This is a genomic window from Burkholderia sp. Bp8992 (assembly GCF_003853705.1).
In the GTDB taxonomy this organism is placed as follows: domain Bacteria; phylum Pseudomonadota; class Gammaproteobacteria; order Burkholderiales; family Burkholderiaceae; genus Burkholderia.
Map to the genome: position 1 here is coordinate 69876 of NZ_QTQI01000025.1, position 15599 is coordinate 85474.

Here is a 15599-nt window from a genome sequence, read left to right on the forward strand (position 1 = left end):
AAGGCATGCAATTCGACAAGCGCGCCTGGCTCGACAAGATCAAGCAGATGTTCGCGGGCTTCGACCGCCCGCTCGCCCTCATCGTGTTCCTGCTGCTGTGCGTCGGCATCGTCACGCTGTACAGCGCGGCGATCGACATGCCGGGCCGCGTCGAGGACCAGTTGCGCAACATCCTGCTGACGTTCGTGCTGATGTGGGTGATCGCCAACATCCCGCCGACCACGCTGATGCGCTTCGCGGTCCCGCTCTACACGTTCGGGGTCGCGCTGCTGATCGCCGTCGCGCTGTTCGGGATGACCAAGAAAGGCGCGAAGCGCTGGCTGAACGTTGGCGTCGTGATCCAGCCGTCCGAAATCCTCAAGATCGCGACACCGCTGATGCTCGCGTGGTACTACCAGCGCCGCGAAGGCGGACTGCGCTGGTACGACTTCCTCGCCGCGTTCGGGATCCTGATGGTGCCGGTCGGGCTGATCGCGAAGCAGCCCGACCTCGGCACGGGCCTGCTCGTGTTCGCGGCCGGCTTCTTCGTGATCTACCTCGCCGGCCTGTCGTTCAAGCTGATCGTGCCGGTGCTCGTCGCCGGCGTGATCGCGGTCGGCTCGATCGCCGTGTTCGAGGAGCGCATCTGCCAGCCCGAAGTGCAGTGGCCGCTGATGCATGATTACCAGAAGCACCGCGTGTGCACGCTGCTCGACCCGACCTCCGACCCGCTCGGCAAGGGCTTCCACACGATCCAGGCCGTGATCGCGATCGGCTCGGGCGGCGTGCTCGGCAAGGGCTACCTGAAAGGCACGCAGGCGCACCTCGAATTCATTCCGGAAAAGCACACCGACTTCATCTTCGCGGTGTTCTCGGAGGAATGGGGGCTCGTCGGCGGGCTCGTGCTGCTGACGCTGTACATGGCGCTGATCGCGCGCGGGCTCTACATCGCCGCGCAGGGCGCGACGCTGTTCGGCCGCCTGCTCGCGGGCTCGCTCACGCTCGCGTTCTTCGTCTATGCGTTCGTCAACATCGGGATGGTGAGCGGCGTGCTGCCGGTCGTCGGCGTGCCGTTGCCGTTCATGAGCTACGGCGGCACCGCGCTCGCGACCCTCGGCATTGCGATCGGGATGATCATGAGCGTCGGGCGGCAGCGGCGGCTGATGAAGAGCTGACCGCGCGGCCCGCATCGCGGTCAAGGAACACGGCGCCCCAGGGCGCCGTTTTTCATGGGGCGGACCGAACGCCGCGTGCGCTCACAGCGGCGGCGCATGCGGGCCGCCCGGCTCCGCTCCGCTGCCCGATGCCGGCCCCTGCGACTTCAGCCGCGCGCTCAGCTCCTTGAATTTCAGCCCGGCCGTCTCGTCGCCCTGCGCGGCCGCCGCCGCGTAATACGCCCGCGCGATGTTCAGGTTCTGCGCGACGCCGTCGCCGCCGCGCTCGTAGAACGACGCGGTCACGTACTGCGCGGTCGGCTCGCCCGCGTCGGCGGCCTGCTTGTACCACGCGAACGCCTGCCGGTTGTCGCGCGGCGTGCCGCGCCCGTCGAGGAACTGGTTCGCGAGCGACAGCGCGGCCTGCACGTGCCCCTGTTTCGCCGCGCGCAGGAACCAGCGGTGCGCTTCGGCCGGATTGCGCGCGACGAACTCGCCGTCGTCGAACATCCGGCCGTACACGTACTGCGCATGCGACATGTTCGCGTCGGCCGCGCGCTTCAGCCAGCGCAATCCTTCGTCGACGTTCGCGGTCACGCCTTCGCCCGTCAGCAGCATCATCGCGTAGTTGAATTGCGCGAGACGATCGCCGCGCTCGGCCGCGTCGTGGAACTGCACCAGCGCCGCACGAAAATCGCCGGCGTTGTAGTCGGCGACCGCCGACTGCGTCTCGCGCGACGGATCGGGCTTCGCTTGCGGCGCACCCTGCGCGGCCGCCGCGATACACAGGGCCCACAGGCCGAACATCACACCGATCCGCGCGCGCCCGCGGCACGCGCCGTCTGCGCCGTTCATGACCGCACCTCCTGCAGCGCCTGCCGCGTCGCGCGCAACAGCCAGCTCACGTCTGCCGATACCGTGATCATCCGGTAGCCGGCCTCGCGGTACTGGCGCGCGACCGCCGTATCGCCCGCGAAGATGCCGACCGCGACGCCGGCCTGCCGGCCGGCCGCGAGCACGCGCGCCATCGCGGTTTCGACGTCCGGGTGGCGAATGTCGCCGAGATGGCCGAGGCTCGCCGCGAGATCGGCGGGGCCGACGAACAGGCAGTCGACGCCAGGCGTCGCCGCGATCCGCTCGACCTCGTCGACACCGCGCGCCGATTCGATCTGCACGATCACCGCAACCTGCGCGTTCGCCGTCTGCACGTAATCGCGGCGCATGCCGAACGCCGCCGCGCGCACCATGCCCGCGACGCCGCGCAGCCCGTCCGGCGAATCGGGCGACGGATAGCGCGTGAGCCGCACCGCATGCGCGGCTTCGTCGGGCGTCTCGATGCCGGGAAACATCAGCGTGCGCGCACCGGCGTCGAGCGCACGCTTCACGAGCCACGGCTCGCGCGCCGGCACGCGCACGACGGGCTCGCTCGGCAAGTGGGCGGCCGCGATCGCGCGCAGTTGCGAAGCGACGTCGCGGCTGTCGTTCGGCGCGTGCTCCATGTCGATGCAGAGCCAGTCATAGCCGGCGTGCGCGAGCGCTTCCGCGGCCGATTCACTGCCGAGCGACAGCCACAGGCCGTACAGCGGATCGTCGCCGTCACGCAGGCGCTGCTTGAGGGAATTGGTGAGCGTGCTCATCGATACGGCCTCCTGGACGGAACGGCAATCGAACGGGACAAGCAACTGGCGAAGCGGAGCGCGACACGTCGTGCAGCGCAGCAAGGCGGCTGCACCGGATCGCACTCTGGAACGTTAGTCGGCGACGGGCAGCCGATCTGACAGCACGCGCGGCGCGACGGCGCACGGACGCATTGTCCGGTGCCACCCAACGATCATAGCGCGGCGTTACGCGGAATGTGGGAACAGGCGGGAAGCTGCGCCGGTGCGGGCGAAGCCGCACGGCACGGTGACGGGCAGCCCGCGCCGGCCGGCGCGGGCTGCCGGGAAGGCAGGATCAGCGGCCGGGCTGGCGCTCGACGTCGGCCCAGCAGTTCGGCGTCTCGTACAGGCGCACGCGCTCGAGGCGCAGGTTCACGCCGTAGTGCGCATCGTACACGTTCGCGAGCAGGTCGAACGCGATTGCGGCGAGGTTCTCGACGGTCGGGATCCGGTCGATCACGACGGTCTTGTGGTCGGCCATCTGTTCGAGGAACGAGCGCACGACTTCGTCGCGCGCATAGACAAGGAACGCGTGGTCCCACTTGCTGACGAGGTGCTCCATCGCGAGCGCCTTCACGTCGGCGAAATCCATCACCATGCCGCGGTCGGGCGCCCCCTCGGTATCGACGAGATCGCCGCGCAGCGTGATTTCGAGCACGTAGCGATGGCCGTGCAGGTTCCTGCACTGGCTGCGGTGATCGGGGATGCGGTGGCCCGCGTCGAATTCGAGTTTTCGGGTAATCAGCACGATGTCAAAAGCCGTGGCTCAGGGAATGTTCAGATATTTATGGGTCTGCATCGACAGCCGCCACTGCGGATGACGCTTGCACCAGTCGATCGCGAGCTTCGTATTGAGGTCGCGCGACGGGCCGTCCATCGGCTGGACCAGGAAGTACTCGAAGTCGAGCTTCGCATAGTCGGCCAGCCGCTGGTTGTCCTGCGGGATCACGACTTTCAGCTCGTTGCCCTTCGTGACGACGAGCGGCGCATCGGCCTTCGGGCTCACGCAGATCCAGTCGATCGATTCGAGCACCGGCAGCGAGCCGTTCGTCTCGATCGCGATCTCGAAGCCGGCCGCGTGCAGCGCGTCGACGAGCGGCTGGTCGAGCTGCAGCATCGGCTCGCCGCCCGTGCAGACGACGAAGCGGTGCGCCTCGCCCTCCGGCCACAGGCCGGCGATCGTCGCGACGAGCGCATCGGCGTCCTTGAACTTGCCGCCGTTCTCGCCATCAGTGCCGACGAAGTCGGTATCGCAGAAGCGGCACACGGCCTCCGCACGATCCTCTTCGCGGCCCGACCACAGGTTGCAGCCGGCGAACCGGCAGAACACGGCCGGCCGGCCCGCATTCGCGCCTTCGCCCTGCAACGTGTAGAAAATTTCCTTGACCGCGTAAGTCATCGTGCTTCGTCCGGCTCGCGCCGCTCGTTGTCGATCAGAATCCGTTATTCAATCCGTGCTGCCGATGCACCCGCATCACAGCGGCGCTTCGGTCACCCGCTCGCCCTTCAGGTAAGCCTCGTAGCCGCGCTTGCGCAGCTTGCAGGCCGGGCATTCGCCGCAGCCGAAGCCCCAATCGTGCAGTTCCGCGCGCTCGCCCACGTAGCACGTGTGCGTCTCGACGCGGATCAGCTCGACGAGCGCCTCGCCGCCGAGCTGCTCGGCGAGCTGCCACGTCTGCGCCTTGTCGAGCCACATCAGCGGCGTCTCGAGCACGATGCGCGTGTCCATCCCGAGGTTCAGCGCGACCTGCAGCGCCTTCATCGTATCGTCGCGGCAGTCGGGGTAGCCCGAGAAGTCGGTCTCGCACATCCCGCCGACCAGCACGCGCAACCCGCGACGATAGGCGATCGCCGCGGCGATCGTCATGAACATCAGGTTGCGACCGGGCACGAACGTGTTCGGCAGGCCGTTCGCGGCCGTCTCGATCTCGATCGTGCGCGTCATCGCGGTATCGCTGATCGCGCCGAGCACCGACAGGTCGATCATGTGATCGTCGCCGAGCCGGTCCGACCAGGCGGGAAAGTCGCGCTTCAGCGCTTCGCGCACGCCCTCGCGACATTCGAGCTCGACGCGATGGCGCTGGCCGTAATCGAAGCCGAGCGTCTCGACCGTCTGATAGCGTTCGAGGGCCCATGCCACGCACGTGGCCGAGTCCTGCCCGCCGGAAAACAACACGAGCGCGCCGTCTTTAGCGTCTGTCCGAATCACCGTGATACTCCGTGAATGTGTAGGCTCGCGTCGCGCTGCGCCCCCAGGGCCGACTGCCGCCGGGCGGCCCGACGCGGCCGGCCTGCGCCGGCTCGACCAGTATAGGCAGCGCGGGCGGCCGCGAACGCGGCGGTGCGCTTATACCGCCCATCGCGCGGCATCGTTGCCGCGTGTCACGGCGGCGCGAGATTCGCAGCCTGCCGTGCGCGTGAAGCGATGCGCTAAGTCATTGAGCGGGCACGGATTTTATCACGCCCGTGCGAATGCTGCCGGCCACACCGCCCACGACACGCAATACCCACCACAAACGAAAAACCCCAAGAACCTTCCGATTCTTGGGGTTTTAAATGCTGGTGGCCTGGGACGGAATCGAACCATCGACACGCGGATTTTCAATCCGCTGCTCTACCAACTGAGCTACCGGGCCAACGAAGAATGAAAGTATATCGAGCTATTCATCCCTGAGCAAGTGCTTTCGCAAAATATTTTAAAGCGCGCCTTCGGACGGCTTCTTGCCGAGCTCGACGCCGAGCTGCTTGAGCTTGCGATACAGGTGCGTGCGCTCGAGGCCCGTCTTCTCCGCGACGCGCGTCATGCTGCCGTTTTCGCGCGCGAGGTGATATTCGAAGTACGCGCGCTCGAACGCATCGCGTGCTTCGCGCAACGGGATGTCGAACGGGATCGCGGCCGTCTGCCCCGCGAGGCCGAGTGCCGCCGCCATGTCGTCGCCGAGCGTCGGCAGCGCTGCCGCGGACGCCACCGCCGCCGGCCCCGCCGCCTGCCCGGCGCCGGCCTTCGCCGCCGCATTCGCGGACACGGGCGCCGCACCGCGTGCGAGACCGTGCTCGACGGACTTCAGCAGCTTCTGCAGTGCGATCGGCTTCTCGAGGAAATCGAGCGCGCCGATCTTGGTTGCCTCGACGGCCGTATCGATCGTCGCGTGCCCGGACATCATGATCACGGGCATCGTCAGCAGCCCCTGCGCCGCCCACTCCTTGAGCAGGGTCACGCCGTCGGTATCGGGCATCCAGATATCGAGCAGCACGAGATCGGGCGCCTGATTCAGCCGGTATTCCCGCGCGGCCTGCGCGTTCTCCGCTGCCTCGACGACATGTCCTTCATCGCTGAGGATCTCCGAGAGCAATTCCCGGATGCCCATTTCATCATCTACCACCAGGATGGTTGCCATTTACGCTGCCTTTGTCTGCTCACTTGCTTTTGTCTTGGCGGGTGCCGCCCCGTCCTGCGCGCCCGATGCGGCGTCTGGCGCATCGCTCGCCATCTGCAGGAACAGGATCGACACCTGCGCACCCTCGACGGTCTCGCCGTGCATGCGATTGCGCAAATCGATCCGCGCACCATGCTCGTCGACGATTTTCTTGACCGTGGCCAACCCGAGCCCCGTGCCCTTCGCCTTCGTCGTCACGTAAGGCTCGAACGCGCGGGTCAGGATGCGTGCCGGAAAACCGGGCCCGTTGTCGGACACGGTAAGACGTACCGCGACGCGCGTTTTGCCCTCGGCGTCGGGATCGCCATATTCTACTGTCTTGGTTTCGATCAACACACGCGGATGCGCAGACTCCGCGACCGAATCCTGCGCATTCTGCAGCAGGTTGTGAATCACCTGGCGCAATTGCGTCGCATCACCGCGAATCACGGGCAGCGACGGCGCGAGCTCGGCGACGATCGGGCTCTTGCCTTCGCCGACACCATACAGCCCGAGCACCTCGCTCGCCAGTTCGTTCAACTGCAGGTTCGCGAGCACCGCCGGCGGCGTGCGCGCGTATTCGCGGAAATCGTCGACCATCCGCTTCATCGCGGCCACCTGGTTCACGATCATCGTCGCGCCGCGCTTGAGCACGTCCGCGTCGGGCGGCGCGAGCTTGTCGGACAGCTTCATCTGCAGCCGCTCGGCCGACAGCTGGATCGGCGTCAGCGGATTCTTGATCTCGTGCGCGAGCCGGCGTGCGACTTCGCCCCACGCGACCGACCGCTGCGCGGAAATCACGTCGGAGATGTCGTCGAACACGACGACGTAACCGGACGTCTGCGGATCGTCGGCCTGCCCCTCGACCGTCGACACGAGGCGCGTGCCGCGCACGAGCAGCGTCAGCGGATCGGTTTCGCCCGGCACCTCGATCGCGAACTGCTGCTGCCAGTGGCCGCGATCGCCGCTGCCGCCGTCGGACGCCGCCTCGCGATCGGCGAACGCCTTGCGCACCATCGCGCCGAATCCCGCCGCCACGCCGATCCGGTCGAGCGTCGTGCCGATCAGCGAATTGAACGGCTGCCGGAAGATCCGCTCGGCGCCGCGATTGGCTGTCGTCAGCCTGAACTGGCGGTCGAGCACGAACACGCCGGCCGTCAGGTTCGCGAGGATGCTTTCGAGATACGTCTTCGAATGCTCGAGCGCGATGCGGTTCTTCTCGACCGCCAGCCGCGCCTCGGACAACTGGCGCGTCATCGCGTTGAACGACTGCGTGAGGAAGCCGAGCTCGTCGCGCGTCTTGATCTCGCGCTTCGGCGTGTAGTCGCCTTCCGTGATCTCCTTCGTGCCCTGCGCGAGCAGGAACAGCGGCCGCGCGAGCTGCTGGCCGAGCGCGAGCGCGAGCATCATCGCGATGAAGGTCGCGAGGAACAGCGCGAGCGTCAGCGTGCCGATGTACATCTTGCGCAGCCCCGTGCGGCCGAGCGACTTTTCCTGGTACTCGCGATACGCGCGCTGCACGGCGTCCGCGTTGTGCGCGAGCGTCGGCGGCACCGGCTGCGTGAGCTGCAGGAAGCGCTCCGCCGGCTGCAGCAGCGACGTCGTCGCATCGGGAATCGGCCGCACGACGCGCAGCCGCAGCGCACCCTTCGCGCCATGCGCGCGCGGGTCGCCGTCGACCTCGCCCTCGATCGCCGCGTACGCGCCGTGTTCGCGCGCCTGATTCAGCATCAGCGGCGTCGGCAGGTCGTCCGGAATCAGCGCCGCGAAATTGCCCGACGCCTGCGCGACGATGTGCAGCTCGGGCGCCGCACCCGAGCCGCCGCGGCCCGGCTCGACGATCGTCGCGTCCTGCACGCCGAACTGATCGCGCAGCCGCAGCAGCGTGAGCGTCGTGCCGTTCGTGTTCGCATCGACGCTCGCGAGCTGGTCGGACATCAGCCGCGCCTTCGTCTGCAGGTCGGACAGCGACGCATCGAGCATGCCGCGACCGAGGTTCAGGCCGGCCGTCAGCGCGGTCTCGACGTTCACGTCGAACCACGACTCGATACTGCGCGACACGAACTGGTACGACACGATGTAGATGATCCCGCCCGGCACCACGCCGACGAGCGCGAAGAACACCGCGAGCTTCGCGAGCAGCCGCGTGCCGAACTTGCCCTTCCTCAGGCGCACGACGATCATCCCGATCAGCCCGAGCACCACGAGCAGGAACACGAGCGCGACGACGATGTTCGTCGCGTACAGCCACGAGTAGTAGCGATCGAAGAATTCGGTGTTCGCGCTCGCGGCCGCGAGCAGCACGAGCAGCAGCAGCGCGGTCAGCGCGACGGTCGAGACGATCACGCGGACGAGGAGGCTCTTCCCGCTGGCCGCGCGGCGCACTTTATTTAGCACGTTCGGTCACCGTGAAGTTGAAGCGCTTCCAGTCCGACCCGAGCGTCCAGTCGCGGTTGTTCACGGCATCGACCTGGAACGGCTTCGGCATCAGCGCCGTGTCGAGCTGCATCCGCACCGACGCCGTGTAGGTTTCGCCCGCGCGCACCTGGTTGCGGTCGATCACGTGCCACGACGTGATGTGCCGGACCACCGCGAGCGCGTCCTTCAGCGACGGGAAGCCGAGCTGCAGGCCGCCGGTCGACACGCGGTACTCGCGCGTGAGCGGCTGGAACGACAGGCGGATCGTCTGCGTGACCGCCACCGGCTGCTCGTCGAACCAGTACCAGCGCGCGCGGCTCAGTTCGAAGTCGGTCGTGAAGTAAAGCGGGATACCCTTGTTGACGGCATCCTCGAGGTTCGGGTTCAGCTCGAAGTCGAAACGCGCGTCGAGGCTCCAGCCGCTTCCGTCGGACTGGAGCGACGCGCGCTGCACGGCGATCGATTCGGCATGCGCCGGCCGGACGACGGCCAGGCACAGCATCAATGCGACCAGCAGGACGGCCGCGAGCCGAAATGGAAAAAGGTGTTTGATCGTCACCGTTTCTGGAACCGCGCGTAGAAAAATCCGTCGTGATCGGTGTTCTGGTCGAGTGCGGCGGCGGCCGCCCGTCCCTGCACGCTGCCCGGCAGCAGCTGGCCGGGGGCGTCCAATCGTACCGCATCTTCACAGGCCGCTTCAAACCAGCGCGCCTGCAATTCACCTTCCTCGGGGAAGATCGAGCAGGTCACGTAAAGCAGCTCGCCGCCCGGCTTCACGAGCGGCCACAGCGCCGACAGGATGCGGCGCTGTTCCGCGACGAGCGCCGGAATGTCGGCCTCGCGGCGCAGCCAGCGAATGTCGGGGTGCCGCCGCACGATGCCGGACGCCGAGCACGGAACGTCGGCGAGGATACGGTCAAACGGGCGCCCGTCGTACCACGCGTCGGGCGCACCTGCATCGCCGACGCGCACGTCCGCTTCGAGCGACAGGCGCACGAGGTTCTCGCCGATGCGCGCCGCGCGCGTTGCATCGCTTTCGAGCGCAACGACTTCCGCGTCAGCCAGCTCGAGAATGTGGCCGGTCTTGCCGCCGGGTGCCGCGCATGCATCGAGCACGCGCATGCCGCCGCGCGCGTCGAGCCATTCGGCCGCGAGCTGCGCGCCGGCGTCCTGCACCGACACCACGCCGTCGGCGAAGCCCGGAATGCGCTCGACCGGCAGCGCCGACGCGAGCCGCACCGCGTGCCGGCCGATCGCGGTCGCGTCGATCCCGCTCGCCCGCAGTGTGTCGAGATACGCGTCGACGCTCGCGCGGCGCGCATTCACGCGCAGCGTCAACGGGCCCTGGCGTTCGCCGGCCGCGAGGATCGCCTGCCATGCATCGGGCCATGCGCGCTTCACCGCATCGACCCACCATGCGCGGTAATTCCAGCGCGCGACCGGGTCGGCCTGCATCGCCGCGACGAGCGCGTCGCGCTCACGCAGGAAACGGCGCAGCACCGCGTTGACCATGCCCTTCGCGAACGCGCACTCGCGCCGCGCGCCGATCACGGTGACGGCCTGATCGACCACCGTGAACGCCGGATACGCGGCGGCGTCGGCCGGGTCGAGCAGCAGCGCGAGTGCGCCGGCGAGCACGGCGTGCACGTGCGCGGGCGGTGCCTTGCTGACGAGTTTGCCGACCAGCCAGTCCGCGCTGCCGAGGCGACGCATCGTCCGGTACGCGACGTCCTGCGTCGCGCCGCGCGCGAGCGCCTGCGCACCGGACGGCATCTGTGCGAATACCGCCGACAACGCTGCCGGCAGCGCCGTGCCGCGCCGTACCGCGTCGACCGCCTGCGCGGCCGCGTCGAGCGCGAAGCCGAGCGAATCGGGCGCCAGATGCAGCGCGGCCAGACGCGCCGGGCGGCCGGAAGAAGACGGAGCGGAAGAACGGGTTCGTGTCATCGGTACGGAATCGGCAATCAGGCGCGGCAAGCAGGCGCAGCAATCAAATACGGCAAACGGCAGGATCGCGGCGCCGCAAGGCCTCGCGATCCCAAACCGCGCATTGTAGCCTGCGACCACGCGGCCCCTTTGGCCCCTTTACGGCGCGCACAAATGAAACACCCCGCAGCGCGAAGCGTGCGGGGTGGCGTGACGGCCCCCGTGCGGCAACGGCCGCGCGGGATGCCGGGGTTCAGTCGAAGCGGCCGGTACGCGCCATCTCCATCAGGCGCGCGATGCGCTCCTCGGTGGCCGGGTGCGTCGAGAACAGGTTCTGCAGGCCGCCGCCATGCAGCGGGTTCATGATCATCATCTGCGCGGTGGCCGGATGGGCCTCGGCCGCCTGGAACGGGATACCCGCCGCATAGCGATGGATCTTGTCGAGCGCGGTGGCGAGCGACTGCGGATCGCCGGAAATCTGCGCGCCGCCGCGATCGGCCTCGAACTCGCGTGCCCGCGAAATCGCCATCTGGATCAAGGCGCCTGCGATCGGGGCGAGCAGCGCGACCGCGATACCCGCGATCGGGTTGGCCGGCCGGCCGTTCTCGTCGCGCCCGCCGAAGAACATCGCGAAGTTCGCGATCGCCGAGATCGCGCCTGCCATCGTGGCGGTGATCGTCGAGATCAGGATGTCGCGGTGCTTCACGTGCGCGAGCTCGTGCGCCATCACGCCGCGCATCTCGCGCTCCGACAGCACGCGCAGGATGCCGGTCGTCGCGGCGACCGCCGCGTGCTCGGGGTTGCGGCCCGTCGCGAACGCGTTCGGCGCGTCCTCGTTGATCAGGTAGACGCGCGGCATCGGCAGGTTCGCGCGCGTGGCCAGCTCGCGCACCATCCGGTAGAACTGCGGCGCCGTGTTCTCGTCGACTTCCTGCGCGTTGTACATGCGCAGCACCATTTTGTCCGAGAACCAGTAGGAAAAGAAATTCATGCCGAGCGCGAACAGCAGCGCGATCGTCATGCCCCGCGAACCGCCGATCATTCCGCCGATCACGATGAACAGGGCCGTGATCGCGGCCATCAGCATCGCCGTTTTGACCCAATTGAACATACCCACTCCTTATCCGTCAGGGGACCCGCCGCGCATCACCGGGCGCGGCGGAAAATTGTAAGCGATTTGTTAGATAAGGTCTTGCCGGAAAAATTCAATCTCAACGTTGCGATGTTGCAAGACGCAGCCCGAGGCCGACGAACGCGCTGCCAACCGTGCGGTCGAGCCACTTCCTGACGCCCGGCTTGCCGGAAAAGTGCTGCGTGACACTGCCCGCGACCCACGCGACGAGGCTGGTCCAGACCGTGCTCATCGCGACGAACACCGCGCCGAGGGTCAGGAACGCCCATGCCTTGTGCGGGCTGTCGGCCGACACGAACTGCGGGAAGAACGACACGAAGAACAGCACGACCTTCGGATTCAGCACGTTGGTCCAGAAACCCTGCATGAACAGCTGGCGCAGCGGCTTGGCGGCCGTGGCCTGCGCGGCATCGGCGCCCGACGGCGCGGCGGCTTGCTTCGCGACGATCATCCGTACGCCGAGGTAGATCAGGTAGGCCGCGCCGACCAGCTTGATCACCGTGAACGCGGTGGCCGACGCCGCGAGCAGCGCGGTCAGGCCGAATGCACAGGCGAGCGCGTGAACGCAGCAGCCGGCCGAGATGCCGAATGCCGACATCAGCCCCGCGCCGCGGCCCTGCGCGACGCTGCGGCCGACGATGTAGGCCGTGTCGGGGCCGGGCGTGACGTTCAGCAGGAATACCGCGAACACGAAGAAGCCGAAATGGGTGATGCCGAACATGAAGACCTCGAAACCGGGGAGCGCAGGGAAATTCTACGCGCGCCTGCCGCGGCGTGCGACTCGGCCGTCCGGCCGATTGCGCAGCGTCGGCCGACCGTGTCGAATGGCGATCAGCCCGTGTCAGGCAACGTCGGGCAGCGCGAAATGCTGGCCTGCGGCGAGCGGCGAGCCGGCCAGGAATTCGCGCGCGGGCAGCCGCTTGCCGCCCGGCTTCTGCAACTGCGTGACGCGCAGCGCGCCGCTGCCGCATGCGACGACCACGCCTTCCGGCGCGGCTTCGACGATCGTGCCGGGCGCCTCGTTGGCAATCGTGCCGCGCGCCGCCACGGGCTCGGCCGCCCACAGCTTGATCGCCGCGCCGTCGAGCGTCGCGACACCGCCCGGGAACGGATCGAACGCACGCACCTGGCGCGCGAGCACGTCGGCAGGCTTGCGCCAGTCGAGCGCCGCTTCGTGCTTGCCGATCTTTTCCGCGTAGGTCACGCCGTCGGCCGGCTGCGGCGTCGCCGGCAGCGTGCCGTCGCGCTCGAGCCGCACGAGCGCATCGACGATCAGCCGCGCGCCGTCGGCGGCCAGACGGTCGTGCAGCGTCGCGGTCGTGTCGTCGGGCGCAATCGCGATGCGCGCCTCCTCGATCATCGCGCCGGTGTCGAGGCCGACGTCCATCTGCATCAGCGTGACGCCCGTCTCGGCGTCGCCGGCTTCGATCGCGCGATGGATCGGCGCCGCGCCGCGCCAGCGCGGCAGCAGCGATGCATGGATGTTGATGCAGCCGGCGCGCGGGATGTCGAGCACTTCCTGCGGCAGCAACAGGCCGTAGGCGGCCACCACCATCACGTCGTGCGGCGTCGTGCGCAGCAGCTCGATCGCGTCGGCCGCCTCGGCCGGGTACTTGCCCGCGCGGCGCAGCGACGGCGGCTGCGCGACGGGCATCCCGTGCTCGACGGCGTAGCGCTTCACGGCGCTCGCCTGCAGCTTCATCCCGCGCCCCGCAGGGCGATCGGGCTGGGTGAGCACGAGCGGCACCGGGAAACCGGCCTCGTGGATCGCGGCAAGGGCAGCCGCGGCGAATTCCGGCGTGCCGGCAAAAATCACGCGCAACGTATGGGTCATGACAGCGTTCGGGGTCGGGCAGCGTGAACGCGCGTTACATCGCGCGTTCGAGTTTCTTCATCTTCGTCTTGATGCGCGTCTGCTTGAGCGGTGACAGGTATTCGACGAACACGCGCCCCATCAGGTGATCCATCTCGTGCTGGACGCACACGGCGAGCAGGCCTTCGCAGTCGAGCTCGAAGGTCTCGCCCTGTTCGTTGAGCGCGCGCACGCGCACATGGTCGGGCCGCTCGACTTCGTCATAGATGCCGGGCACCGACAGGCAGCCCTCTTCGTAGATCTGCTTCTCGTCGCTCGACCACACGATCTCGGGGTTGATGAACGCGCGCAGCTCGTTCTTCTCCTCGGAGACGTCGATCACGATCACGCGCTCGTGCACGTCGACCTGCGTGGCCGCCAGGCCGATGCCGGGTGCCGCGTACATGGTCTCGGCCATGTCGGCGACGAGCTTGCGGATCCGGTCGTCGACCTTGTCGACGGGCTTGGCGACCTTGTGCAGCCGCTTGTCGGGGTAATGAAGAATATTGAGCAAAGCCATGGTGTTCGGTATTCGGTGGAGCGGCGTGCCGCATCGGCCATCCGGCCGGCTGGTGCCGCCGCCGGGATGCAATGAAGATGAGGCGGATGCGTGGCGAATCAACGCCGCGAATCGCGCCTCCTGCAATTGGCCGGGCACTCGTGCGCGCGGCCCTGTCGAGTATTTCGGATGATGAAAATTTTATCATGGCGCCACGCGGTCCGCTGGCCGCCGCATTCGAGGGCTGTCTCATGTCGCCGCAAGCGCTGACGCCATCCGCGCTGCGCGCGTGGCTGCAGCTCGCGCATGCGCCCGGCCTCGCGCCCGCCGTGCTGCAGATCCTGCTCGATGCATTCGGCTCACCGGCCGCGCTGTTGCGCGCATCCGACCCGGCCATCGCCGCGGTGAGCAGCCCCGCCGCCGCACAAGCCGTGCGCGCGAGCGAGCGCGGCGATCTCGACGCGCGCACCGAGGCCGCGCTCGCGTGGCTCGACGCGCCGGGCAATGCACTGGTCACGCTCAACGATCCGGCCTACCCGTCGCGGTTGCGCGACCTGCACGATCCGCCGCCCCTGCTATATGTAAAGGGCCGGCTCGACCTGCTGCATGCCCGCGGCCTCGCCGTGGTCGGCAGCCGGCATGCGACACCGCAGGGGCTCGCCGACGCAACGGGCTTCGCGCGTGCGTTGTCCGACGCGGGGCTCTCGATCGTCTCCGGCCTCGCGCTCGGAATCGACGGTGCCGCGCATCGCGGCGGGCTCGACGGCTGCTCGGGCACGGTCGCCGTCATCGCGACGGGCGCCGATCTCGTCTATCCGGCGCGGCATCGCGCGCTCGCGCACGAAATCGCCGCGCACGGGGCGATCGTGTCGGAATGGCCGCTCGGCACGCCGGCCCGTGCCGCGCATTTCCCGCAGCGCAACCGGCTGATCGCCGCACTGGCGATCGGCACGCTCGTCGTCGAGGCCGCGCCGCGCTCCGGCTCGCTGATCACCGCACGGCTCGCGAACGAACTGGGGCGCGATGTGTTCGCGGTGCCGGGCTCGATCCACGCGCCGCTCGCGCAGGGCTGCCACGCGCTGATCCGCGACGGCGCGAAGCTCACGGCGGCGCCGCTCGATGTGCTCGAGGAGTACGGGCTGGCCGAACCGGCCGCGCGTGCAACCGGCCGCACGGCTCGCGCCGGGCATCATCCCGGCACGAACGCCGACGGCATCCTCGCGATGGCAGCGGCCGGCGCCGACCAGGCGGGCCTCGCCATGGCGGCCACCGCCGCACCGTCCCGAATCGACGCCCCGCCACCGCCAGGCACCGCGTCCGAGCATGCGGTACTGGCCGCCTTGGGATACGGCCCCGTGACCTACGAATGGCTCGCCGAGCACAGCGGCCTGTCCGACGACGTGCTGCACGGCGCGCTGCTGGCGCTGGAGCTGGCCGGCCGTGTCGCCAGCCTACCCGGCGGGCGCTTCGCGCGGCTTGACGCCGCGCCCACCCCGGCCGCACGCGGCGTGCTACATTCCCCGGCATAGGGGCGGCCGCGCCGCCGACGATATCCAAGGAATTCC

The 15599-nt window shown here is 68.5% G+C and carries 15 protein-coding genes and 1 tRNA gene; 2 read left to right on the forward strand and 14 right to left on the reverse strand.

Annotation, left to right across the window (positions count from 1 at the left end; translation table 11 throughout):
- The first annotated feature begins 5 nt into the window (after window positions 1-5).
- Window positions 6-1154 carry a rod shape-determining protein RodA gene (gene rodA / locus DIE03_RS29545; RefSeq protein ID WP_124455772.1) on the forward strand — a complete coding sequence of 383 codons (1149 nt, stop codon included), beginning with the start codon at window positions 6-8 and terminating at the stop codon, window positions 1152-1154.
- An 81-nt stretch (window positions 1155-1235) separates the two neighbouring features.
- Here rodA and DIE03_RS29550 read toward each other — a convergent pair whose 3' ends face one another.
- From DIE03_RS29550 to def, 14 genes are all read right to left on the reverse strand, one after another.
- Window positions 1236-1988, reverse strand: a complete 753-nt coding sequence (locus DIE03_RS29550) for a tetratricopeptide repeat protein (protein WP_124455773.1) — start codon at window positions 1986-1988, stop codon at window positions 1236-1238.
- On the reverse strand, window positions 1985-2770 hold the full coding sequence (locus DIE03_RS29555; protein ID WP_124455774.1) for an HpcH/HpaI aldolase/citrate lyase family protein: 786 nt from the start codon (window positions 2768-2770) through the stop codon (window positions 1985-1987). The genes DIE03_RS29550 and DIE03_RS29555 overlap by 4 nt, the downstream gene beginning before the upstream one ends.
- Before the next feature lie 316 nt (window positions 2771-3086).
- Complete coding sequence (gene queD / locus DIE03_RS29560; protein WP_006482561.1) at window positions 3087-3539, reverse strand: 6-carboxytetrahydropterin synthase QueD; 453 nt, start codon at window positions 3537-3539, stop codon at window positions 3087-3089.
- Window positions 3540-3557: 18 nt separating this feature from the next.
- Window positions 3558-4190: a 7-carboxy-7-deazaguanine synthase gene (queE, locus tag DIE03_RS29565; RefSeq protein ID WP_034190231.1), complete on the reverse strand. Its 633-nt coding sequence runs from the start codon at window positions 4188-4190 to the stop codon at window positions 3558-3560.
- 75 nt (window positions 4191-4265) lie between these two features.
- The gene (gene queC, locus DIE03_RS29570; RefSeq protein WP_014895698.1) at window positions 4266-5000 is read right to left on the reverse strand and encodes a 7-cyano-7-deazaguanine synthase QueC; all 735 of its coding nucleotides are present in this window, start codon (window positions 4998-5000) and stop codon (window positions 4266-4268) included.
- 351 nt (window positions 5001-5351) lie between these two features.
- A tRNA-Phe gene (locus DIE03_RS29575) sits at window positions 5352-5427 on the reverse strand.
- Between the two features lie 60 nt (window positions 5428-5487).
- Window positions 5488-6189, reverse strand: a complete 702-nt coding sequence (gene esaR / locus DIE03_RS29580) for a response regulator transcription factor EsaR (RefSeq protein WP_124455775.1) — start codon at window positions 6187-6189, stop codon at window positions 5488-5490.
- Window positions 6190-8604, reverse strand: a complete 2415-nt coding sequence (esaS, locus tag DIE03_RS29585; protein WP_124455776.1) for a sensor histidine kinase EsaS — start codon at window positions 8602-8604, stop codon at window positions 6190-6192.
- Window positions 8594-9184 carry a DUF4390 domain-containing protein gene (locus DIE03_RS29590; RefSeq protein ID WP_124455777.1) on the reverse strand — a complete coding sequence of 197 codons (591 nt, stop codon included), beginning with the start codon at window positions 9182-9184 and terminating at the stop codon, window positions 8594-8596. Before DIE03_RS29590 ends, esaS begins: the two co-directional genes overlap by 11 nt.
- Window positions 9181-10572 carry a 16S rRNA (cytosine(967)-C(5))-methyltransferase RsmB gene (gene rsmB, locus DIE03_RS29595; RefSeq protein WP_124455778.1) on the reverse strand — a complete coding sequence of 464 codons (1392 nt, stop codon included), beginning with the start codon at window positions 10570-10572 and terminating at the stop codon, window positions 9181-9183. The genes DIE03_RS29590 and rsmB overlap by 4 nt, the downstream gene beginning before the upstream one ends.
- Window positions 10573-10804: 232 nt before the next feature.
- Complete coding sequence (htpX, locus tag DIE03_RS29600) at window positions 10805-11662, reverse strand: zinc metalloprotease HtpX (RefSeq protein ID WP_059232900.1); 858 nt, start codon at window positions 11660-11662, stop codon at window positions 10805-10807.
- A 100-nt stretch (window positions 11663-11762) separates the two neighbouring features.
- A complete protein-coding gene (locus DIE03_RS29605) occupies window positions 11763-12404 on the reverse strand; it encodes a LysE family translocator (protein ID WP_124455779.1) in 642 nt (213 codons plus the stop codon).
- A gap of 120 nt (window positions 12405-12524) precedes the next feature.
- On the reverse strand, window positions 12525-13517 hold the full coding sequence (gene fmt, locus DIE03_RS29610) for a methionyl-tRNA formyltransferase (RefSeq protein WP_124455780.1): 993 nt from the start codon (window positions 13515-13517) through the stop codon (window positions 12525-12527).
- Between the two features lie 34 nt (window positions 13518-13551).
- Window positions 13552-14055: a peptide deformylase gene (gene def / locus DIE03_RS29615; RefSeq protein ID WP_011353573.1), complete on the reverse strand. Its 504-nt coding sequence runs from the start codon at window positions 14053-14055 to the stop codon at window positions 13552-13554.
- Between the two features lie 185 nt (window positions 14056-14240).
- Here def and dprA point away from each other — a divergent pair, with 185 nt between their 5' ends.
- On the forward strand, window positions 14241-15563 hold the full coding sequence (gene dprA / locus DIE03_RS29620) for a DNA-processing protein DprA (RefSeq protein ID WP_260434974.1): 1323 nt from the start codon (window positions 14241-14243) through the stop codon (window positions 15561-15563).
- Window positions 15564-15599: the final 36 nt, after the last annotated feature.

Coding starts and splice junctions, on each gene's coding strand:
- rodA (WP_124455772.1), top strand. CDS start 6: ATGCAATTCGACAAGCGCGCCTGGCTCGACAAGATCAAGCAGATGTTC.
- DIE03_RS29550 (WP_124455773.1), bottom strand. CDS start 1,988: ATGAACGGCGCAGACGGCGCGTGCCGCGGGCGCGCGCGGATCGGTGTG.
- DIE03_RS29555 (WP_124455774.1), bottom strand. CDS start 2,770: ATGAGCACGCTCACCAATTCCCTCAAGCAGCGCCTGCGTGACGGCGAC.
- queE (WP_034190231.1), bottom strand. CDS start 4,190: ATGACTTACGCGGTCAAGGAAATTTTCTACACGTTGCAGGGCGAAGGC.
- esaR (WP_124455775.1), bottom strand. CDS start 6,189: ATGGCAACCATCCTGGTGGTAGATGATGAAATGGGCATCCGGGAATTG.
- rsmB (WP_124455778.1), bottom strand. CDS start 10,572: ATGACACGAACCCGTTCTTCCGCTCCGTCTTCTTCCGGCCGCCCGGCG.
- htpX (WP_059232900.1), bottom strand. CDS start 11,662: ATGTTCAATTGGGTCAAAACGGCGATGCTGATGGCCGCGATCACGGCC.
- DIE03_RS29605 (WP_124455779.1), bottom strand. CDS start 12,404: ATGTTCGGCATCACCCATTTCGGCTTCTTCGTGTTCGCGGTATTCCTG.
- fmt (WP_124455780.1), bottom strand. CDS start 13,517: ATGACCCATACGTTGCGCGTGATTTTTGCCGGCACGCCGGAATTCGCC.
- def (WP_011353573.1), bottom strand. CDS start 14,055: ATGGCTTTGCTCAATATTCTTCATTACCCCGACAAGCGGCTGCACAAG.
- dprA (WP_260434974.1), top strand. CDS start 14,241: ATGGCGCCACGCGGTCCGCTGGCCGCCGCATTCGAGGGCTGTCTCATG.